We start from the raw sequence: 20011 nt of genomic DNA, 5'->3' as shown, positions 1-20011 counted from the left end.
CCGCCCCTGAACCCCCTCAGACGCGCTTGCGCCGGGCCCCCTCCCGCGGGGTCGGGGCGGTGTCCGTCACGACGCCGCGCAGCCACGCCCGCGCGGGATCGCCCTCGGTCCGGCTGTTCCACGCCATCGCGATCTCGATGGACGGCAGCTCGAACGGCAGGTCGAAGGTGCGGAGCGGCACCAGGCTGGAGAACGCCCTGCCGAGGCGCGTGGCCACGGTGGCCACGAGATCCGACGCGGTGAGGGCGTGCGGCACGAGGAACACGTGCGGCACCGTCATGGCCTCGTGGCGCGCGATCCCGCGCGCCGCGATGAGATCGTCCGCGACCCCGTCGTGGGCGCCGCCCCTGGGGACGACGACGTGCGGGAGGGCCGCGTAGGTCTGGAGATCGACGTGCCCGCGCGCCGTGGGGTGGCTCATGCGCGCGAGCCCCGCGAAGCGATCGTCGAAGAGGGGCGCGCGGCGCAGGTCGGAGGGGAGGCTCTCCTGCGGGAAGACGCCGATCGCGAGATCGATCTCGCCGCTCCGGAGCGCGTCGACGGCGCGGCCGTCGAGCGGGAGCAGGTGGAGCGCGAGCCTCGGTCCGCCCTGCGCGAGCGCCGCGTTGAGCCGCGGCATGAGGACGAGCTCCACGTACTCGGTGGCGGCGATCCGGAAGGTGCGATCGCTCGTCGCCGGGTCGAAGGCCTGCGCCATCTCGCCGAAGAGGCCCGCGAGATCGTGGACGATCGCGGTGACCTGCGGCGTGATCGCCTCGGCGCGCGAGGTGAGCGCCATCTGCCGGCCGACCCGGACGAGCAGCGGGTCGGAGAAGAGCTCACGCAGCCGCGTCAGCGCGTGGCTCATGGCGGGCTGGCTGAGGCCCACCCGGCGGGCCGCGAGCGTCACGCTGCGCTCCTGCAGCAAGGCGTCGAGCGCGATCACCAGGTTGACGTCGATCGCCGAAAGATTCACTCCAGGAATATAAGACGAACAATGTATCCATGGCGTGGATACTTTCGTTATCTTGCGCGGGCGCGCGGCGGACGTGGCGACGATGCGTGATCCTGCGCCTGCGGGCGCTGTCGTGCGGCCCGCGTGGCTGCTAGGGTCGCCCGCGGCTCGTCCCTGACCGGCGGCGCCTCGCGGAGACCATGACATCGCCCGTTCTTCTCGGGGGGATCGACTTCTTCCACCTCATGAACGATCGCGCCATGCGATCGCGCGGCCAGGCGGGCAACCACTGCCTGTTCGTCCTCGAGCTCGACGGTCGCCTCGACCTGGCGCGGCTCGCGGTGCGGCTCGAGCGCGCGACCCGGGCGCTCCCCGAGCTCCGCTTCCGGCTCGACAACAGCGTGCTCGGGCGGGCGGGGCGGCCCCGCTGGGTCGTCGATCACCACCGGCGCGCCCCAGGGCTGCGCCTCCACGAGGTGGAGGGCGAGCGCGAGCGCGCGGCGCGCATCGAGGCGCTGCTCGCGGACAGGACCTCTGCCGAGCGGCCGTGGGCGCTCGACGTCGTGCGCGAGGTGGGCGACGGCGACACGGTCGTGCTCCGCCACCACCATGCGCTGACGGATGGCAGGGGCGCGGATCGGCTCGCCGCCTGGCTGGGCTCCGGGAGCGGCGACGCGCCCGACGACCCGCCGCCGCGGCAGGAGCGGCACGACGCGCCGGAGCGCCTGCTGGCTGCCATGGACCGCGACGAGCGGGTCGCGCTGGCGCGCGCGTACAAGGCCCACGTGCTGTCGCTCGGCCGCGCGCCCATCCTGTCGCTCGCGCGCGCCTGTCCTGGGGTGCGGCCCTCGGCCTCTCGCGTCCTCCGGCTCACGCTCTCGGCGGAGGAGACGCGCGCCTTCGATCTCCGGGCGCGCCAGCGAGCGCGGCTCGCCGAGACGAGCCTCATGCTGATCGCGGCGACGCGGCTCGCCGACAGGGCGCTCGCGGCCCGCGGCTTCGCCCCGCCGCACCACGTGATCCCGCTGCCCCTCTCGCTCGACCCCAAGGGGGGCGCGCGGCGGCTCTTCGGCAATCACCTCACGATGGCCCTGCTCTCGCTCGGCCGCGACGAGCTCCACGACGACGCGCGCGCCGTGGCTCGCCTGGCCGAGCAGCAGCGCGCCGTGGTGCGCGACAGGCTCGATCTCGCCATGATCGCCGCGCTCGATCTGGCCCGCTGGCTCCCCGGCCCGATCTACCGCTGGCTGGGGGATCAGCCCTTCCAGGGAGAGCTCGCCTCGCTGATCGTCTCGAACCCCGGCGCGGTGACGGTGGAGCGGTTCGCGGGGCTCCCGGTGCGCTCGGCGTACCCGCTGCCCGCGGTCGTCGCGCCGCCCGGCTTCCAGGTGATCTTCAGCCGCTTCGGCGGTCGCCTCTCGGCGTCGATCATCCACGGCGACGGGCTGCTCCGCCCGGACGAGGTGGAAGCGATGCCCGGCGCGCTCCGCGCCGAGCTGCTCGGAGAGCCCGCGCCGCCGGTCGGGGCCGCGGTATAAGGGCTCTCGTCATGCGCACGTTCGATATCGTCATCATCGGCAGCGGCATCGCCGGCGGCTTCCTCGCGCGGCAGCTCCGCCTCGCGTGCCCCGACCTCGGGGTCCTCGTGCTCGAGGCCGCCGAGGCGATGGAGGATTACAAGGTCGGCGAGAGCACGGTGGAGGTCGCGGCGAACTACATGGTTCGCCGGCTGAACCTCGGCACGTACCTCTACCAGCACCAGCTGCCCAAGAACGGGCTCCGCTTCTTCTTCGACTCTCCGGGCAAGGATCTCCCGCTGCCCCGGATGAGCGAGATCGGCTCCGACCACATGCCGTTCCACCCGAGCTTCCAGCTCGAGCGCGCGCGGCTGGAGCGCGATCTCGTGACCATGAACCGCGCCGCGGGCGCCGAGGTCGAGCTCGGCGCGAAGGTGGTCGACGTTTCGATCGACGGGCGCGGGCGGCACACGGTCGTCTACGAGCAGGGCGGCGAGCGGCGCGAGGTCGCCTGCCGCTGGGTGTGCGACGCCTCCGGTCGGCGGCACGTGCTCTTCCGCAAGCTCGGCGTGAAGGTGCACAAGGAGGCGCGGCTCAACACGGCGGCCGCGTGGGGCCGCTACCGCGGCGTCGCGGGGCTCGATGCGGTCACCGACGCGGCGTGGCGGTCGCGCGCGCGGTACACGTCGCGCCACCTGTCGACGAACCACTTCATGTACGACGGGTACTGGATCTGGTTCATCCCGCTCGCCGGCGACCTGATGAGCGTGGGCGTCGTGTTCGACAAGGACCGGATCGGCGCCGGGAACACGCCGGCCGGGAACGCGCCGGCCGGGGCGCTGCCCGGGCCGCGCACGCGCGCGGAGTTCGAGCGCTTCCTGGGCGCCCACCGCGCCGCGCGCGACCTGCTCGAGGGGGCGGAGCTCGAGGACTTCCAGAGCTATGCCCACCTGCCGTACCACGCCGAGCAGTACTTCTCGACCGACCGTTACGCCGTCACCGGCGAGGCCGGCGCGTTCACCGATCCCTTCTACAGCCCCGGATCCGATTTCATCGCGACCGCGAACGAGTTCATCACGCAGATGATCCTCTCCGACGTCCGCGGCGACCGCGCCGGGTTCGAGGAGAGGGTCGCGGCCTACGACGCGTACTACCGGTTCAAGTACGACAGCACGCTCCGTCTCTATGAGCGCATGTATCCGGTGTTCGGCTGCTTCGAGCTCTATCGGCTGAAGTACCTCCTCGACTTCAACAACTACTACAACCTCGTCGTCTGGCCGTTCATGGCCGACCGGGTGACCGACGTGGGTTGGATCCGGGAGGAGCTCAAGTTCACCGATCTCGTGCTGCGCGCCCTCTCGACGATGGGCGAGCACCTCGCGTCGCTGGCGAGCGACCTGCGCGCGCGGGGCGAGTACTTCGCGCAGAACGAGGGGCGCTTCGCCAACGGGCTGAACGGCGTCGCGCAGCTGGAGACGCGGCTCGGCCCGGCCATCGACGAGCGGTTCCGGCGCGAGCAGGTCGACCGGGCGTACGGGAGCGTCTTCGCGGCGCTCGTCGAGCGGCGGCTCGGCGAGCAGGGCCTCTCCGACCGCGCTCGGCTCGTCTCGGAGCTCACCCTCCCGCAGGTGCTCGTGTTCCGGGACATCACGCCCGAGCGGCTCGCGCGCCTGCTCCAGCGCATCGGCGAGCGGATGACCAAGGAGCTCCGCGACGAGCTCCCGGACGCAGGGATCGAGCGGATCGAGCTCGGTGCGGGCGGCGTGATCTCCGTGACAGGGCCCGCCGCGGGGACCAAGGCGCATGCGGACGCCCTGTCCCGGGCACAGGCGCTCTGGGACGCCTCGGCGGGCTCGCTCGCCCACATCGCCCTCTGAGCCTGCTTTCGCGGCCTTCGGGGCCCCGGTCGTCGCCGGAGGCGAGCGCCTCGCGGCAGCCTCGACGAGCTCCCCGCGGTTTCTCCTGTACGCGCGCCCGTTCCGCAGTATCACACCGGCCGATGCGGTGGAGAGCAGCAGGTGGGCGTCTTGGTCAGTGGGCGATCTCTGTGGCGCTGTCGATGGGCGCTGTCGGCGCCTGCGTCGGCGCGGTCGCCGAGGGCGGCGCGCCGCCGCGGCAGGAGCCGGATCAGGGGTGGATCACGGCGGCGACGCCTGACGCGGGCGGCGCTCCGCGGTGTCCGCACGGCGCGCTGGAGGATCCGCACCGTGGTTTCGTGCGTTGCCTGGAGCCGGGCGAGGCGGATGCCGGCTGGCTCCCCCCGTCGCCGCAGCCCGAGCCGCCCCCTCCCGACGGCGGCGCCCCTCCTCCCGACGGCGGCGCCCCTCCCGACGGCGGTGTTCCCGGCGACGCCGGCCCCATCGACGGCGGCGTGCCCGACGCATCGATCGTGTCGGCCCCGCTCCCTCTCGTGGAGGTCAAGGAGCCCGAGTTCATGAACGGCGACGTCCCGAACGTGGCCAAGCGGCTAGAAAAGGTCGCCCCCGACCTGGCGAAGTGTGTTGCCGACAATGGCGGCCTCTCTGGCGCGTCGGGCAGCATCAAGGTCCAGTTCCTCGTCCGGGTGCGTGGCCGCGCCGAGGGTGTCGAGATCCTCGACTCTCGTGGCGTCACCTCCGACGCGCAGCGCTGCATCCGTCAGCTCCTCAAGAACAAGCCCATCGGCACCCCCAGCGCCGACCCCGTAGGCGTGACCGTCTCCCTCTCCCTTCGCGCCCCGAAATAACGACCCCTTACAAACCCCCGAGACGGGTCATCCCGCGCAACTGCCGCTGGAACCACGACCCCCATCGGCCGCCCCGCCACTTCCAAAGACCCCCTTACAAAGAGCCAGGGCGGGCGGGGGTGGTGCGCGAGCGGGCGGCGGGGGTGGGCCCCACGAACCCCGAGGGCCGGCCCGCCCCGCAGCGCCCCCTCTCTGACCGAGTCTCCCGTCCAGCGCGGCAACAGCCCCCCAAAAGGCCCGAGTTCGTGGGGGGACCCCCGCCGCCCGCTCGCGCGCCACCCCCGCCCGCCCTGGCTCCGTCGCCCCTTGGGTTGACGCAGCCCCCACGGACTCTATCCTGCCGCGCCGCTGTGCCCGACCCGATGCTCACCCGCGAGATCGCCCGTCGAAAGACGTTCGCGATCATCTCCCACCCCGACGCTGGCAAAACCACCCTAACCGAGAAGCTCCTGCTGTACGGAGGCGCCATCCAGCTAGCCGGCGCCGTGAAGGCCAAGAAGGCGCGCGCTCACGCCGTGAGCGACTGGATGGAGATGGAGCGCGAGCGCGGCATCTCCATCTCGACCAGCGTTCTCCAGTTCCCGTACAAGGGCCGCCTCCTGAGCCTGGTCGACACCCCCGGCCACGCCGACTTCAGCGAGGACACCTACCGCGCGCTGATGGCGACCGACGCTGCCATCATGATCCTCGACTGCGCGAAGGGCGTCGAGACGCAGACGAAGAAGCTCTTCCGTGTCTGCAAGCTCCGGCAGATGCCGATCTTCACCTTCGTCAACAAGCTCGACCGCCCCGGGCGCGACCCGTTCGAGCTGATCGGCGAGGTCGAGGAGGTCCTCGGCATCGGCGTCTACCCCGTCACCTGGCCCATCTCGGCGGGCGGCAAGTTCCGCGGCGTTTACCATCGTGAGCGCAAGCAGGTCTTCCTCTTCGAGCTCGTCGCGCACGGCGCCGAGATCGCCCCCATGGAGGTCGTCTCGCTCGACGCGCCCGAGCTCGTCGAGGCGCTCGACGAGGAGGGCGCCCGCCAGCTGCGCGAGGACATCGAGCTCATCGACGCCGCCGGCGACGCGCTCGACCGCGACAAGCTCGCCCGCGGCGAGGTCACGCCCATGTTCTTCGGCAGCGCCATCACCAACTTCGGCCTCCCGCAGTTCCTGGACGCCTTCATCGAGCTCATGCCCCCGCCCGCGCCGCGCGGCAGCGACAAGGGCCCCATCGCCCCGGACGACGACCGCTTCACCGCGTTCGTCTTCAAGATCCAGGCGAACATGGACCGGGCCCACCGCGACAGGATCGCGTTCCTCCGCGTCTGCTCCGGCCGCTACGAGCGCGGGATGAAGGTGCACCACGTGCGCCTCGACCGCGACATCCGGCTCACCAACCCGGTGCAGTTCATGGCCCAGGAGCGCACGCTCGTGGAGGACGGCTTCGCGGGCGACATCATCGGCGTCTTCGACCCGGGGCTCTTCCTCATCGGCGACTCGCTCTGCAGCGGCTCGCCCGTGAAGTACGCCCCGCTGCCGCAGTTCCCGCCGGAGCAGTTCGCCCGCGTCGTCATGATCGATCCCATGAAGCGCAAGCAGCTCAAGAAGGGGCTCGAGCAGCTCGCGCAGGAGGGCTCGGTCCAGCTCTTCCGGCCGCCCGAGGGCCGGGAGGGCGAGGCGATCCTGGGGGTCGTGGGCGAGCTCCAGTTCGACGTCGTGAAGCACCGCCTCGCCGCCGAGTACGGCGTCGACGCTCGCATCGAGCGGCTCTCGTTCAGCCTGGCCCGCTGGGTCGAGGGCGAGCCGGTGCCCCTCGCCGAGCTCGAGTCGAACCTCTACGGCTACGGCGCCCTCGACGTGCATGGGAACCACGTCGTGCTCTTCAAGGGCGACTGGCAGCTCGACGCCTGCCAGAAGGCGTTCCCCAAGGCGCGCTTCGTCGAGCTCGGCGGTTCGATCACTCCAGTGTGACCTTCCGCCGCGCGCGGCCCTCATCGGCCGCGCGCGGCCTCACCGCTACTCCTGCGCGAGCAACGCCGGGAGGTGCCGCACGGACGGTGAGCCGTGGCTGAGCAGGCGGTCGTGGTAGGCGCGCTCGGTGAAGCCCGGCTTGCGCTCGTGCTCGGCGCGCAGGCGCATCATCTCGGTGAAGCCGTGGAAGTACGTGGTGAGCTGCGCGCTCGTGAGCCGGGCGCGCCGCCACTTGCCGACGGCCTCGCCTTCCTCCTGGAAGGCGTCCTTCGTCATGAGCGCGAGCGCCTCCTCCTCGCCCATGGTGCCCGCGTGCACCCCGTGGTCGAGGAGGGCGTTCACCGACATGCGGAGCACCATCTTCTGGCGCTGCATCCGCACCCTCGGGCCGCCGAAGCCGTGGTGGGCCATCAGCCACTCGGTGTAGACCGCCCACCCCTCGACGAACGGGCCGCTCGAGAAGACCGCGCGGAACTTCGAGGGGAACCTGTTGTTGTGCATGAGCTGCAGGAAGTGGCCCGGCATCGCCTCGTGGACGGTGAGGTCGGCGAGCATGCTCGAGTTGTACTCGCGGTAGAACGAGTCCACGCGCGCCTTCGGCCAGTCCTTCGGCGTCGGCGCGATCGCGAAGAACGTCTCCTGCTTCGCCTCGAGCGGGCCGGACGCGTCGCAGTAGGCGATCGCGACGCCGCGGCGGTACTCGGGCATCTCGATCACCCGGCAGGGCTCCTCCGGGATGCGCACGAGGTCGTGCGCGCGGACGAAGTCGGTCGCCTCCGCGAGGAGCCTCTCGGACGCCTTCACGATGGTCGCGTTCGTCGGGTGATCGGCCGCGAGCGCGTCGAGCACCTTCCGGATCGCGGCCATCTTCTCGTCCTGCGCCTCGACCCTCGGGAAGGGCTGCTTCCCGAAGAGCGCCGGCCAGAGCTCCCTCGAGGTCTCGAGCATCTCGGCGTGCGTCGCCGCGAGCAGCGCGCGGGCGCTCGCGACCACGCCGTCGATGTCGATCGCGGCGTCGTCCAGCGTGAACCGGAGCTTCTTCTCGAAGCGCGCGCGGCCCAGGCGGAAGTCGCCGTCGCTCCTCGGGAGCAGGTCCTTCTCGAGGAACGCCTGGAAGCCCTCGAGCGCCGCCGCCGCCGCCCTCGCGGCCGCGTCGAGCTCGGCCTGCTGCGCCGGGACCGACGCGAACAGCGCCGGGAGCTCGGACTTGCAGAGCGCGATGAGCCCCTTGTTCTGCGCGATCGCCGTCTCGGTGTGGATGCGCGGCGGCGCCGCCGTGAGGCGCTGCTCCGCGGCCCGCACGAGCGCGGGGACGCCCGAGAGGCGACCTGCGAGGCTCCGCAGGCGCTCCTCGAGCGGCGCGAAGCTCCTCGTGATCAGGGGATCGAGCCCGTCGCCGACGAGGCCCGTGTACACCATCGGGTTCCACGTCGCCTCGCGGAGCTCGTCGATCGCGAACAGCCAGGAGCGCAGCTGGTTCTCCATCATGGCCGCGTCGACGCGGCTCTCGACGCCCAGGCTCGCCGTGGGCAGCGCTCCGAGCTCGGCCAGCGCCGCCTCGATCGTGCGCCTGCGCGCGGCCTCGCCCTGCTCGGTGACGTCCGGCCACGCGGCGTCGTACCGGTGGTCCCCCGCCTCGGTGGCGCGGACCGGCTCGTCGCGCAGGTACTCCTCGAGCACGCGCGCCGACAAGGCCGCGAGCGCCTGCTCGGCGCCCGCTTCGCCGGATCGAGCGTCGGCCGGGCTCACGACGGCCGCCTTCGTGACGGGCGGCGGGACGGCGCGCTCGGTCGACCCGCACGCGCAGAGCAGCGCGACGAGCAGGGGCAGGTGGCCGCGGAGCGATCTGCGGGAGAAAGAGAGCTCATCGAAGAGACCATGGTGTCGCACCCACGCCTCCTAGCGCCAGCTCGCCGAGAAGGGAACGTGCCGAGCGGCGGCATCGGCCTCAGTGCGCGCTGCCGAGCGAGGCCTTCGCGAGGCGGGAGATGCCGTCCACATCGCCGTGCACCGCGTCGAGCAGCGGGCCGAGCGCGAGGCGGAGCGGCTTCGAGTTCGGGTGCCGGAGGATGCGCGCCATGCTCTCGGCCGCCAGCTCGTTCAGATCCTGCTCCGCGTAGCGATCGATGTGGGCGCTCGACAGCGCGAGGCCCGGGAAGGCGGTGCGGCAGAGCGCGTCGATCAGCTCCCCCGCGACGCCCGCCGCGATGTTCGCGGCGCCCAGCGCGGCCCGGGCCTTCTGCGCGCTGATCGCGCACGACTCCGTGCGCAGCTGGCTGATCACGGGCGAGCCGAGCACCGTGTGCCAGCGGGAGAGCTCGGCGGCCCGGCTCGCCTCGAACTCACCCGGCGGCGCCTCGGAGACGGGCAGCAGCGCGGCCAGCTGATCGGCCGCGCCCGGATCGATCGCGACGCGGCGCACGATGATCAGGTCGTGCGCCCGCAGGCATCCGAGGAGCAGCCGCGTGGACGCGTCGCGCAGCAACGGCGCGAGCGCGGCCGCGATCACGGTGGGGGGCGAGCCGATGAGCCCCGGGCTCGACCCCCGCGCGGCGCCCGCGCCGGCGGCGCGAGAGCGTGGCGCGCCGGAGCTCGGCGGCGAGCGCACGCTGATGGGCGGCGGGATGCTCGACGGCGTGTTGCGACCGACGGCCGGCGGCGCGCCGGGAGCCTGCGACAGGGCGCGGCTGCTGGCCGGCGATACGCCGGTGGGCCGGCTCACGCCGACCGGCGAGGGCTTGTTCGACGGCGCGCGCGCGCCCACGGTCCGCGTGGGATCCTGGACCGCCGTCGGCTCGCCGCGCCGCGACTGCGTGGTGCGCTCGGTCACAACGTGAAGCGCCGCGAGCTCGATCGCGCGGAGCCCCGGGATGCCGCGCGGCGCGCGGTCCGCGATGGCCGCGGCGAGATCGGCCTCCTTGCCGAGGAGCGGCTCGTGATCTGCGGCCTCGCGCAGCAGGTCTCCGGCGAGCTGCGCGCACCGCTCCGCGGCCCTGTCCGCGGCGCTCCGCGTCTGCGGCTCCTTGAAATAGAGCGTTAACTTTCCCCGCACGGTCTCCCGACGCGTGTCCGCTGTGACGACCTGCGACGCGCTCTCGACGTTGGCAGGTTCACGCCCCCCGAAAGGCCAGAATCCCATGCGCCCATTGTCGCGCGATCCTGGGCCCGGGCGCGAGCGCTTCGAGCGCTCGCGCCCTCACGCCCGCTCAATGGCGAGGCGGAACGGAGACATAGCGATTGCCGCGTTCGTAGAATCGCCACGGCTTCTTCGCCCACGCACCTGCATAGTCGACGTTGATGCGAGGCGACCTGCCGATGGGCCCAGCAGCGCCGGGGAGCAGCGAGAGCTGCGCTCCGCAGACATCCATCCCGTACGCGGAGCGGTCGAGCCCCAGCGCCTTGCACAGCTTCCCTGGCCCGTTGGTGAGCTCGATCCGCCCAGGCGCGACGCCGCGCCGGCGGCTCATGAGCGGGAGGCCGATCATCGGCTCGATGGCGCGGATGAGGACGGCGTGCGGCTCTCCCTCCGAGGCCACGACGATGTTGAACGCCCAGTGCATGCCGTAGAGCTGGAACAGATACGCATAACCCGCCGGGCCAAACATGACCTCCGTCCGCACGGTCCGTCGCCCGCCCGCGCTGTGCGCGGCGAGGTCTTCCGGGCCGCGGTACGCCTCGGTCTCGACGATGCGCCCGGCGGCGGTGCCCTCGGGCGTCGTGTGGACGAGCACCTTGCCGATGCACGCCCGCGCGACGACGAGCGCGGGGCGAGCGTAGAAGTCACGCGGCAGCGGCGTCGCTCCGTCGAGGAGCGCGGCGCCTTCGCTGAGCGCGCGGGGCTCGGGGGTGGGGCGCACGGCGGGCACCGCGCTCACCCCGCGGGGGGGCGCGCCGCCCGGAAGCGCTTGTCGATGAACGAGAGCACGTCGTCGCGGTGCTTCCAGGCCTGGAACTCGTGGTGGAAGACCGCCGCGATCTCCAGGGCGGGCGTGATGACGTAGGTGATCCGCCGGGCGAGGCCGATGAGCGGCCAGAGGACGCCGTAGGCGCGGCACACGCTGCGATCGCGGTCGGCGATCATCGGGTAAGGGACCTTCTGCGCCTCGGCGAACCGGCACTGCGTCGTGTGGTCGTCGGTGCTGACGCCGACGATGCTGGCGCCCGCGAGCGCGATCTCGGCGTGGTTGTCGCGGAAGAGCTGGGCCTCGACGGTGCAGTCGGGCGTGAAGGCCTTCGGGAAGAAGTACACGACCGTGCAGAGCCCACCCTGCGCCGACAGCACGAAGCGCTGGCCGTCGATGGCCAGCGTGTCGATCTCCGGCGCGCGCTCGCCGACCTTCAGCATGCCGACGCAATCTGCCGCAAGTCGCCCCCGGCGTCGACTGTGGCCACGCTCCGCGGCGTCCCGGCGGGGCCGTCAGCGTCGGTCGGGGGTCGTCAGGGAGCGTCGACCGCCGTCGACCGTCTCCAGCCGTCTTCAGCCGCCTTCAACCGTCTTCAACCGTCTTCAACCGTCGATTCCGAGCCGCTTCAGCCTGTAATAGAGGGTCGTGCGCTGCATGCCGAACTGCCGCGCGACCTCCGCCTTGTTCCCTCCGCAGCGGTCCAGCGCGGCGAGGAGCTCCCGCCGCTCGATGTCGTCGAGCTGGGAGCTCAGGTCGAGCCTTGGCCGGGCGCACGCCGGCGCGGCGGGCTCTTTTCCGGCCGGTTCCGCCTCCGGCTCCGCCGGCGCGGCGGTCCTGGGCGCGCGCGCGGGCGGCTCGGCCGGCTGCGCGCGCGCCGTGAACGCGAGGTGCTCGGGCAGGATCACGTCGCCGCGCGACAGGATGGCGGCGCGCTCGACCACGTTCTCCAGCTCCCGCGTGTTCCCCGGCCACGCGTACGCCGCGAGCTTCGCGATCGCCTCGTCCGAGAGCGCGGTGGCCGCGCGGGCGTTGCGCCGCGCGACCTTGCGCAGGAAGTGCTCGGCGAGGGCGCGGATGTCCTCGCGCCGCTCCCGGAGCGGCGGCAGCCGGAGCGGGAACACCGAGAGCCGGGAGACGAGCTCGGGCAGCACGCCCGCGCGCGCCCAGGCCTCGTCGATGCCGGGCGTGAGCGACAGCACGACGCGCACGTCGACGCGCGTGGTCTCCGTCGACCCGAGCCGCTCGATCTCGCCGTCGGTGAGCACGCGGAGCAGCCTCGCCTGGAGCGAGGGCGTGAGCGGCGCCGGCTCGTCGAGGTAGATCGTCCCCCGGTGGGCGAGCTCGAGCCGGCCTGCGCGCTCGGCGAACGCGCCGTCGAAGGCGCCTCGCCGCCAGCCGAACAGCTCGCGCTCGAGCGTGTCGCCCCGGAACGCGGCGCAGGTCACCTTGACGAACGGCTGCTCTTCCCGCGGGGAGCCCACGTGGATAGCCCGGGCGACGACCTCCTTCTCCGCCCCTTCCTCGCCCTCGATCAGCACGTGCGTCGCCGCCTTCGCCACCTCGCCGATCCGGGCGGCGACCTCGCGCATGGCCTCGCTCTCGCCGGCGATCTCGCCGAAATCGATCGGGTCCCGCTGCTCGCGCTCGAGGTAGCCCGCGTACTGCGCGAGCTGCTCGCGCAGCCGCCGGTTCTCCCGGAGGGTGGCGACCCCCGCGATCGCCTGCCGGAGGATGACGGCGAGCTCCTTCGAGTTCCAGGGCTTCTGGACGTAGCGGTCGACCGCGCCCGAGTTGACCGCGTCGATGAGCACCGTCATGTCCGCGTAGGCGGTGAGCAGCACGCCCGCCGCGTCGGGCCGCCGCTCCTTCGCCTGCTTGAGGAACTCGATACCGCTCATCCCCGGCATTCGCTGGTCCGCCACGATCACCGCAGGATCGAGGCGGTCGAGGAGCGAGAGGGCCTCGGCGCCGCCCAGCGCATAATGGATCTTGAACGACTTCCTGAAGGCGAACCGGAACGCGTCGAGGTTGTCCTGCTCGTCGTCGACGACGAGGACGTCGAAGCTGTTCCAGTCCAGATCGCGCATCGGGTCGCCCTGCCTCCCAGAGTTACTACAGCTCGGCACGATCGCGACAGCGGAGGTGCGTGCTCGACGGGGGGGGACGGCGCGGCGGCGCTCGGGCGCGCGCGCGTCCGCCTGCGCCCGGGCGCGCCCGGGCGGAGGCGAGCGCTCTTCCGACCGCGACGCCGGCGAGGTCGGGCGGATCGATTTCTCCGCCGGCCCGGAAATACGCGGTAAGCTCCGCCCCCGCCCGCGAAGAGGGCGGGCTGGGCGAGCCCCACACGGAGGAAGCCGGATCATGCTCGAGGACGTCATCAAGGAGCTGCGCGACGGGATCGAAAAGGCCATCGAAGCTCTCCGGCGAGACCTGGCGAAGGTGCGCACCGGGCGCGCGAACGCGGCCATGCTCGACGGCATCCGCGTCGACTACTACGGCGTGCCGACGCCGATCGTGCAGATGGCCACGGTGTCCGTGCCGGAGCCGCGGCTCATCAGCGTCAAGCCCTGGGAGAAGAACCAGGTGAAGGCGATCGAGAAGGCGATCCGGGAGAGCGATCTCGGCCTGAATCCGCAGGTGGACGCGGATCTCATCCGACTCCCGATCCCGCCGCTGACGGAGGAGCGGCGCAGGGAGATGGTGAAGCTGACGAAGAAGAACGGAGAGGACTGTAAAGTTGCCATCCGGAAGCACCGCCGGGACGCGAACGAGATGATCGACTCGCTCGAGAAGGACGGCGACGTCAGCGGCGACGAGGCCGATCGGGCCAAGAAGAAGGTCGACGACGTGGTGGCCGACGGCACGAAGCAGGTCGACACGGTGATCGCCGGCAAGGAAAAGGACATCCTGGACGTGTGAGCGGGCCCTCGGCCGGGCGGGCGTCGGCGACCGAGCCGGAGCCCCGTGCGGCCGCCCCATCCCCGCAGCGCGCGATGGGGCCGGGCTCTTCGAGGAGGGCGATGCGCGGTGGGCGACATCGCCTGCCGGCAGCGCCCCTTCGTGTCGTGACGCCGCGCGCGCCGAGCCCGGCCCGGCCTGATGATGCCTCGCAGCCTCGTTGTCCTGCGCTCGCGTGACCCGCGACCGTGCCCGCGCCGGCGCTCGCGTCCGAGCGCCACGGGGCGAGGCGCGCCAGGGACCAGCCCAGCTCACAATGGGCCGTCCCGTGAAGCAAAGAAGTGAAAAAGAGGCTTGCGGTCCCCCCGGTCGGAGTCGGTAGGATCGGGAAGGTCGGCGAGTGGGCGTGCGAAGGCGTGAGGCGTGAGAAGGCCCTCGTGAGAAGGCTCTGAAGACGCCCATTGGGGCGCGAGAGGCCCTGCTTGACAGGTTTTCGCTAGCGTGAAATGGTTGGTGTTCGAAGCCGAAGGCCCGGAGCCGTCTCAAGGATTCCCGAGGTTATGCGAGCGATCGCTTCAGGAATGACGGACGTTGGTCTCCAACGCGACCACAACGAGGACAGCTACGCCGTCCTGTCGGAGTACGATCTGTTCATCGTCGCGGACGGCATGGGGGGCCACCGCGCGGGGGACGTAGCCAGCAAGCTGGCGACCGAGTCGATCGCGGACTTCTTCCGGTCGACGTCGCGGGAGGACGCCACCTGGCCATTCCACTTCGACACCAGCCTGTCGGAGGAGGAGAACCGGCTCCAGGCGGGCATCCGGGTCGCGAACCGCCAGATCTTCGAGCGCAGCATCCGGTCGCGCGACTGCGCCGGGATGGGCACGACGGTCGTGGGGGCGCTCTTCTCGAAGAAGAAGAACCGGATCTACGTCGGCCACGTCGGCGACAGCCGCGCGTACCGTGTCCGCAAGGGCTCGATCAGCCAGCTGACGCGCGATCACTCGCTGTTCAACGACTACATCATGGCGATGCCCGAGCTCACCGAGGAGCAGCGGGCCGAGCTTCCGCGCAACGTCATCACCCGCGCGCTCGGGATGCACGACAGCGTCTCCGTGGATCTGCTGAGCGATGAGCCGCAGCCCGGCGATGTCTACCTGCTCTGCTCCGACGGCCTGAGCGGGATGCTCTCGGACGACCAGATCCTCCACATCGTGAGCTCGACCGAGGAGGTCCCGGAGATGTGCCGCCGCCTCATCGCCAAGGCGAACGAGAACGGCGGAGAGGACAACATCACGGCGCTCGTGATCCGGATCGACGAGCAGGACGACGCCGAGCTCCCGAACAGCGCGACGATCGGCCCGCCCGCCGACTCGCAGCAGGTCAGCATGGGCGATCGGTCGACGGTCCCGGCGGTGTCGGCCTCGCGCTCCGAGAAGAGCTGAAGCGCGGGGCGCGCCCCCCGCGCGCCGCCTGTCAACAGCCAGCCGCCAGCCGCCAGCGCCGCTCAGCCTCCGCAGCTGTCGAAGGCCAGGACGCCCAGCCTGAGCTGGCATGTCTCGCCTTCGTTCAGCATCGCCGGGCACTCGAAGCCGACCCAGATCTTGCCCGCGTCGACCCCCTGCTTGCCCTCGAACCAGAACTTACACGGGGCCGCGGTATCGGAGTAGAAGGTCTGGCCCCCCGTCTTCGCCGAGGAGAAGCTGATGCTGCCGGTGGCCGGCGCGTCCTGGGTCGCCGCGGGGGAGATGGCGTCGATCTTGACGTGGATCTCCGCCGCTTCGGCGGGGTTCTTGGCCACCGCCGAGACGGAGAAGGTGCCCGAGCCGGACACGGAGCAGTCGACCGAGGCGTCATCCTCGCCGTCGGTGACCAGCCGGACCTTCTGAGTAGCGGACACGTCGCCGAGGACCGCCCGGTGCCCCTGTGCGGAGCAGTCGGCGCCAGGGTCGGCGAAGTTCATGGTGTAGGCGCCGCGCGGGGTCGACGGCTCCGCGCCGCTGCAGCCGAGGCCGAGGAGGGGGAGGAGGCCGAGCACGGGCACGAAGCCGAGGCGAGCGAGACGCATGGAAAGCTCCGGTGGTAGGTGGCGGCCCCGAGGCCGCTCCTCGCTTCTATCGTACTCGGGGGCCCGCGATCAAACGGCGGCCGCGCCGCGCGCGTTCCCGCGCGCTTACGTGCCCGTCGCGCGCGTGTGCGCGTCGTCCAGCGCCTGGGCGACGTCGTTCCAGAGGTCCTCGCCGGCCTCCAGGCCCACCGAGAGCCGGAGGAGGCCGTCGGCGATGCCGAGCGCCTCCCGCGCCGCCGCGGGCACGGAGGCGTGGGTCATGAGGGCGGGGTGCTCGGCGAGCGACTCGACGCCGCCGAGGCTCTCGGCGCAGGCGAAGATCGCGAGCCGCTCGAGGAACCGCGAGGCGACGGGGAGGCCGCCGCGCACGACGAACGAGATCATCGCCCCGGGCGCGCGCATCTGCCGCGCGGCGAGCGCGTGGCCGGCGTGCGTGGCGAGGCCGGGATAGTGCACCGCCTGCACGGCCGGGTGCTCGGCGAGCCGCTCGGCGATGAGCGCGGCCGTCGCGCACTGCTGGCGCACGCGCACGCCGAGCGTCTTGATCCCGCGGAGCACGAGGTAGCAGTCGAAGGGGCTCGGGACGGCGCCGATCGCGTTCTGCAGGAACCCGACCCGCTCCGCGAGCGCGTCCTCGGACGTGACCAGCGCGCCGCTGACGACGTCCGAGTGCCCGTTCAGGTACTTCGTGCTCGAGTGCGCCACGACGTGAGCGCCGAGGTCGAGCGGCCGCTGGAGCACCGGCGTGGCGAAGGTGTTGTCGACGACGAGCAGCGCCCCGTGCGCGCGCGCGATCTCGGCGAGCCCTGCGATGTCGAAGATCTTGAGCATGGGGTTCGTCGGGGTCTCGATCCAGATCATCCGCGTGGCCGGGGTGAGGGCCTTGCGGACGACGTCGAGGTCGCTCATGTCGACCGAGGTCGAGGCGAGGCCCATCGGCCGCATGACCTTGTCGAAGAGCCGGAAGGTGCCGCCGTAGACGTCATCGCCCGAGAGCACGTGATCTCCTGGGCGGAGCGTGTGGAGCAGGGTGGCGGTCGCCGCGGAGCCGCTGCCGAACGCGAAGCCATGGCGCCCCCCCTCGAGCGCGGCGACGCACGCCTCGAGCGCCTTGCGGGTGGGGTTGCCGCTGCGGGAGTACTCGAACCCCTTGTGGTGGCCCGGCCGCTCCTGGGCGAAGGTGCTCGAGAGGACGATCGGCGTCATGACCGCGCCGCTCGTCGGATCCGGCGGCTGTCCGGCGTGGATCGCGAGCGTGTCGAGGCCGAGCTTGTCGTGACCTAGGTGGGGCTTCATGCGGGCGAGACTTATCTCATGGGCCGCGTGCGTCCACGGTTTTGGCGCGCAGGAGGGCCGCGTCAGCGCGCCGCCTCGGGCCCATCTGGAGCGGCCGCGTCGAACGCGTCGAGCAGCGCCCGCGCCGTCCCGACGCGGCGCTCCGGATCGCGATCGAGCGCGCGAGCGAGCGCCCGGCGCTGGCCCGGTGAGAGCGCGTCCGTGGCGGAGAGCGCATCGAGGCAGAGGCCGGATTCGCTGATCTCGACGAGCGCCGCGGCCTGCTCGCGCGCGCGCGTGAGGGGCGCACCGGTGGCGAAGGAGACGAGGGTCGCCGCCATGGAGTAGACGTCGCCGCGCTGGGTCGGCGGGGATTCGCCGCGGGCGATCTCGGGGGCAACGAAGGGAACCGTGCCCCGGTCGGCGGTCTCGAGGTCCGGATCCATGCCGCGGAACCGCGCGGCCCCGAGGTCGACGAGGCCGACGTCGCCGAGCGGACCCAGCAGCACGTGATCGGGGCCGAGATCGCCGTGAACGAAGCGGATCGGGCCTCCGGCGTCCTCGAGCTCCTGGAGCTCGGCGAGCGTCTCGATCGCGGTCCTGGCGACGTGGGTGATGAGCGACGCGGGCGGCGGCCGGCCGCGGCCGCGCCATCCGTCGAGCACGTCGCGGAGGGAGGTGCCCTCGCGCCGGCTCTCGAGGAGGAACGGGCCATAGCGATCGGCGCCGACGCGCGCGAGCGCGGGCAGGGCAGGGTGGCGGACGACGGAGAGGGCCTTCGCCTCGCGGACCATGGCGGCTCGCCCCGCGTGCTCGTGGAGGACGCCGGGGACGAGGCGCTTGCACACGAGCGTGGGGCCGGGCGGCGAGCCTCCGAGCCGGACCAGCGCGACGTCGAACGTGGCGCCGGCGCCGAGGTGCTCGATCAGCTGGGTGCCGTCGGGAGCGGGGTAGGGCATGCCGGCCGCCTGTGGCCCCTCACGCGCCCGCTTGCTGGGCAGCGACCAGCTCGTCGCACTCGCCAAGCCACGCCTGCGCCTCCTTTGCGCCGTCGCCGCCGCGGAGGGCGAGCGGCCACCGCGCGTCGCGCCAGCGCGCCGCGAACTCGGCCCAGCGCGCCGGCGCCTCGCGGCGCCCGGCCAGGGCGGCGACCCTGTCATCGATGCTCTGGAACGGAAACACCGGCTTGCCGAGCCCGAACCGCGCCTGCACCCAGTGGACCACGCCGATGCGGAGCCCGTACCGGCAGCGGCGGCTCTCCTCGTCGACGCCCACCACCGGCGACCTCCAGTCGAGGTGGATGTCGTCGAGCTCCGGCGGCCGCGGTTCGTGTTTGCCGACGCAGAGGTGGACCGCCTCATGATCCGGCCGGTGCACCTCGCGCCAGCTGTCCGCGTCGCGCGGCTCGCCGCCCCGGAAGAGCTCCGCAACGCTCGCCGCGAGCGAACCGAGCAGCGCGCCCCGCTGGTGCTCGATCCCCCCGAGGATCGTGTCGCGCGCCACGCGGCGGCCGCCCGCTCCCGCGAAGTGGTGGTCGAGGCGCTCGCGCATGGCCGCCGGCTCCACGTAGACCACTTTGAAACCGGCGCTCCCCCCGCACCAGACGTTGCGCAGATACCTGATCTGCATCCACAGGTCGAGCGTTGGATCGATGTCGCGGAGTCGCTCGAAGATGCGCACAACGACGTTGACGCACGTCGGCCCGAACCGGGTGAGCGCCTCGCCGAGGTCGCGTGGCTCGGGGGCGCCCCAGAACGCATTGTCCAGGTTGAGCTCCGCCCCGGGGCGGCGCGCGAGCCGGTCGGCGAGGCTCCTCTCCAGCGCCTCGCGCAGCGGGCCCGCGAGCACAGCCACGTGCGGGCCGGCCCCGGCGTCGAGTGAACCGGTCATGCGACCATCGTATCACGCCTGCCCGCGCGGCTCCGAGCCGGGGCCCCGGCCGCCTGTGGGATGACGGCGCACCTGCACGGGAGGAGGGCGGCGGCCAACTTTTCTCCGCATCATGCGGCATATCACTGCGTTCAGCGCGAACGTGATAGAAGTCGTGGGCACCGGCATGGATCCCAAGATCTTGGAGATGCTCTTCATCGCCGTCAGCAACGGCGTCGCCCTCTTCATCGGCGCTTACCTGGCGCGGAGATCGGCAGATCTCAGCGCGGAGCGGCGGGCCGAGCACGAGGAGAGAGCGGAGCTCCAGAGACAGCGGCGAGAAGCGCTCTTGGAGCGACTGGCGCTCCAGCGGCGCGCGCTCGACGACTACGCGCGGATGATCGTCCGGTGGTCGTCGGTGCCTTCGTCCGGAGCGCCGCGCACGAAGGAGGAGGACCTCGCGGCGGACCAGGAGTCCATCGCGATGTACGCGCAGATGGCCAACGCGTACGGGAGTCGCCAGTTCGCCGAGCAGGCCGCCGCGACGCTGCACGCCGTGCGCGCCGGCCGGGGCAACGCCCAGGTGTTCCCGTTCGCCGTGCAGATCGCCTCCGCCTGCTACCAGGAGATGATCCGGGCGATCTCCGAGCTCGAGAAGGAGATCGGCCTGCCGGCGCCGCGGTCGCCCGCGCGGCCGTTCCTCCCGGACGAGGAGCTCGCGAAGGAGGCGACTCGGCTGTTCTCAAGGAACGTCGTGGAGCGCTCCGGGATCGATCTCGGCATGGTCGACCAGATCCTGGAGCGCGTCAGGGTGAACCCGTCGTCCGAGGAGACGGACAGCCCCAGGTAGCGCTCACGCCGCCGG

General features: G+C 72.1%; 17 protein-coding genes. 7 read left to right on the top strand and 10 right to left on the bottom strand.

What is annotated here, in order from left to right:
* Positions 1-16: 16 nt before the first annotated feature.
* On the bottom strand, positions 17-955 hold the full coding sequence (locus WMF29_RS33180; RefSeq protein ID WP_437324126.1) for a LysR family transcriptional regulator: 939 nt from the start codon (positions 953-955) through the stop codon (positions 17-19).
* Between the two features lie 179 nt (positions 956-1134).
* On the opposite strand from WMF29_RS33180, the gene WMF29_RS33175 reads away from it, so the two are divergent.
* The 4 genes from WMF29_RS33175 (at position 1135) to WMF29_RS33160 (ending at position 7131) form a co-directional block, all read left to right on the top strand.
* Positions 1135-2472 carry a hypothetical protein gene (locus WMF29_RS33175; protein WP_437324125.1) on the top strand — a complete coding sequence of 446 codons (1338 nt, stop codon included), beginning with the start codon at positions 1135-1137 and terminating at the stop codon, positions 2470-2472.
* A gap of 11 nt (positions 2473-2483) precedes the next feature.
* On the top strand, positions 2484-4328 hold the full coding sequence (locus WMF29_RS33170) for an NAD(P)/FAD-dependent oxidoreductase (protein WP_437324124.1): 1845 nt from the start codon (positions 2484-2486) through the stop codon (positions 4326-4328).
* Positions 4329-4510: 182 nt separating this feature from the next.
* Positions 4511-5176, top strand: coding sequence for a hypothetical protein (locus WMF29_RS33165; RefSeq protein WP_437324123.1), 666 nt, complete (start codon positions 4511-4513; stop codon positions 5174-5176).
* Between the two features lie 362 nt (positions 5177-5538).
* Positions 5539-7131, top strand: coding sequence for a peptide chain release factor 3 (locus WMF29_RS33160; RefSeq protein WP_437324122.1), 1593 nt, complete (start codon positions 5539-5541; stop codon positions 7129-7131).
* A 45-nt stretch (positions 7132-7176) separates the two neighbouring features.
* Here the strand turns inward: WMF29_RS33160 and WMF29_RS33155 are convergent, their stop codons facing one another.
* The 5 genes from WMF29_RS33155 to WMF29_RS33135 form a co-directional block, all read right to left on the bottom strand.
* Entirely contained in the window at positions 7177-9021 is a 1845-nt protein-coding gene (locus WMF29_RS33155; protein ID WP_437324121.1) for a DUF885 domain-containing protein, read from the bottom strand.
* Positions 9022-9079: 58 nt separating this feature from the next.
* Positions 9080-10270 (bottom strand): hypothetical protein, encoded by a 1191-nt coding sequence (locus tag WMF29_RS33150; protein WP_437324120.1) that lies wholly within the window; start codon positions 10268-10270, stop codon positions 9080-9082.
* A 67-nt stretch (positions 10271-10337) separates the two neighbouring features.
* The gene (locus WMF29_RS33145) at positions 10338-10997 is read right to left on the bottom strand and encodes a DNA-3-methyladenine glycosylase (RefSeq protein WP_437324119.1); all 660 of its coding nucleotides are present in this window, start codon (positions 10995-10997) and stop codon (positions 10338-10340) included.
* 5 nt (positions 10998-11002) lie between these two features.
* On the bottom strand, positions 11003-11476 hold the full coding sequence (locus tag WMF29_RS33140) for a peroxiredoxin (protein ID WP_437324118.1): 474 nt from the start codon (positions 11474-11476) through the stop codon (positions 11003-11005).
* A 162-nt stretch (positions 11477-11638) separates the two neighbouring features.
* Positions 11639-13123, bottom strand: coding sequence for a sigma-54-dependent transcriptional regulator (locus WMF29_RS33135; RefSeq protein ID WP_437324117.1), 1485 nt, complete (start codon positions 13121-13123; stop codon positions 11639-11641).
* A gap of 274 nt (positions 13124-13397) precedes the next feature.
* On the opposite strand from WMF29_RS33135, the gene frr reads away from it, so the two are divergent.
* On the top strand, positions 13398-13955 hold the full coding sequence (frr, locus tag WMF29_RS33130; RefSeq protein ID WP_437324116.1) for a ribosome recycling factor: 558 nt from the start codon (positions 13398-13400) through the stop codon (positions 13953-13955).
* A gap of 560 nt (positions 13956-14515) precedes the next feature.
* A complete protein-coding gene (locus WMF29_RS33125; protein ID WP_276596419.1) occupies positions 14516-15379 on the top strand; it encodes a Stp1/IreP family PP2C-type Ser/Thr phosphatase in 864 nt (287 codons plus the stop codon).
* A gap of 62 nt (positions 15380-15441) precedes the next feature.
* Here the strand turns inward: WMF29_RS33125 and WMF29_RS33120 are convergent, their stop codons facing one another.
* The 4 genes from WMF29_RS33120 to WMF29_RS33105 form a co-directional block, all read right to left on the bottom strand.
* Positions 15442-16002 carry a hypothetical protein gene (locus WMF29_RS33120; RefSeq protein WP_437324115.1) on the bottom strand — a complete coding sequence of 187 codons (561 nt, stop codon included), beginning with the start codon at positions 16000-16002 and terminating at the stop codon, positions 15442-15444.
* Positions 16003-16107: 105 nt separating this feature from the next.
* Positions 16108-17298, bottom strand: a complete 1191-nt coding sequence (locus WMF29_RS33115) for a cystathionine gamma-synthase (protein WP_437324114.1) — start codon at positions 17296-17298, stop codon at positions 16108-16110.
* Positions 17299-17360: 62 nt separating this feature from the next.
* Entirely contained in the window at positions 17361-18236 is an 876-nt protein-coding gene (locus WMF29_RS33110) for a protein kinase domain-containing protein (RefSeq protein WP_437324113.1), read from the bottom strand.
* A gap of 19 nt (positions 18237-18255) precedes the next feature.
* Positions 18256-19167 (bottom strand): hypothetical protein, encoded by a 912-nt coding sequence (locus WMF29_RS33105; RefSeq protein WP_437324112.1) that lies wholly within the window; start codon positions 19165-19167, stop codon positions 18256-18258.
* 112 nt (positions 19168-19279) lie between these two features.
* Between WMF29_RS33105 and WMF29_RS33100 the strand changes: the two genes are divergently transcribed.
* Positions 19280-19996: a hypothetical protein gene (locus WMF29_RS33100; RefSeq protein ID WP_437324111.1), complete on the top strand. Its 717-nt coding sequence runs from the start codon at positions 19280-19282 to the stop codon at positions 19994-19996.
* The last annotated feature ends 15 nt before the right edge of the window (positions 19997-20011 follow it).

Source organism: Sorangium sp. So ce381 (genome assembly GCF_051473845.1).
GTDB lineage: Bacteria > Myxococcota_A > Polyangia > Polyangiales > Polyangiaceae > Sorangium > Sorangium atrum.
The sequence above is the reverse complement of the archived record's forward strand: the minus strand, read 5'-3'. Positions and strand labels throughout refer to the sequence as shown.

What these genes read in the sequence shown, in the direction of transcription:
- WMF29_RS33105 (WP_437324112.1), bottom strand. Translation starts at nt 19,167, where the DNA reads ATGACCGGTTCACTCGACGCCGGGGCCGGCCCGCACGTGGCTGTGCTC.
- WMF29_RS33125 (WP_276596419.1), top strand. Translation starts at nt 14,516, where the DNA reads ATGACGGACGTTGGTCTCCAACGCGACCACAACGAGGACAGCTACGCC.
- WMF29_RS33140 (WP_437324118.1), bottom strand. Translation starts at nt 11,476, where the DNA reads ATGCTGAAGGTCGGCGAGCGCGCGCCGGAGATCGACACGCTGGCCATC.
- WMF29_RS33135 (WP_437324117.1), bottom strand. Translation starts at nt 13,123, where the DNA reads ATGCGCGATCTGGACTGGAACAGCTTCGACGTCCTCGTCGTCGACGAC.
- WMF29_RS33150 (WP_437324120.1), bottom strand. Translation starts at nt 10,270, where the DNA reads ATGGGATTCTGGCCTTTCGGGGGGCGTGAACCTGCCAACGTCGAGAGC.
- WMF29_RS33115 (WP_437324114.1), bottom strand. Translation starts at nt 17,298, where the DNA reads ATGAAGCCCCACCTAGGTCACGACAAGCTCGGCCTCGACACGCTCGCG.
- WMF29_RS33160 (WP_437324122.1), top strand. Translation starts at nt 5,539, where the DNA reads ATGCTCACCCGCGAGATCGCCCGTCGAAAGACGTTCGCGATCATCTCC.
- WMF29_RS33175 (WP_437324125.1), top strand. Translation starts at nt 1,135, where the DNA reads ATGACATCGCCCGTTCTTCTCGGGGGGATCGACTTCTTCCACCTCATG.
- frr (WP_437324116.1), top strand. Translation starts at nt 13,398, where the DNA reads ATGCTCGAGGACGTCATCAAGGAGCTGCGCGACGGGATCGAAAAGGCC.
- WMF29_RS33165 (WP_437324123.1), top strand. Translation starts at nt 4,511, where the DNA reads ATGGGCGCTGTCGGCGCCTGCGTCGGCGCGGTCGCCGAGGGCGGCGCG.
- WMF29_RS33100 (WP_437324111.1), top strand. Translation starts at nt 19,280, where the DNA reads ATGCGGCATATCACTGCGTTCAGCGCGAACGTGATAGAAGTCGTGGGC.
- WMF29_RS33170 (WP_437324124.1), top strand. Translation starts at nt 2,484, where the DNA reads ATGCGCACGTTCGATATCGTCATCATCGGCAGCGGCATCGCCGGCGGC.
- WMF29_RS33110 (WP_437324113.1), bottom strand. Translation starts at nt 18,236, where the DNA reads ATGCCCTACCCCGCTCCCGACGGCACCCAGCTGATCGAGCACCTCGGC.
- WMF29_RS33120 (WP_437324115.1), bottom strand. Translation starts at nt 16,002, where the DNA reads ATGCGTCTCGCTCGCCTCGGCTTCGTGCCCGTGCTCGGCCTCCTCCCC.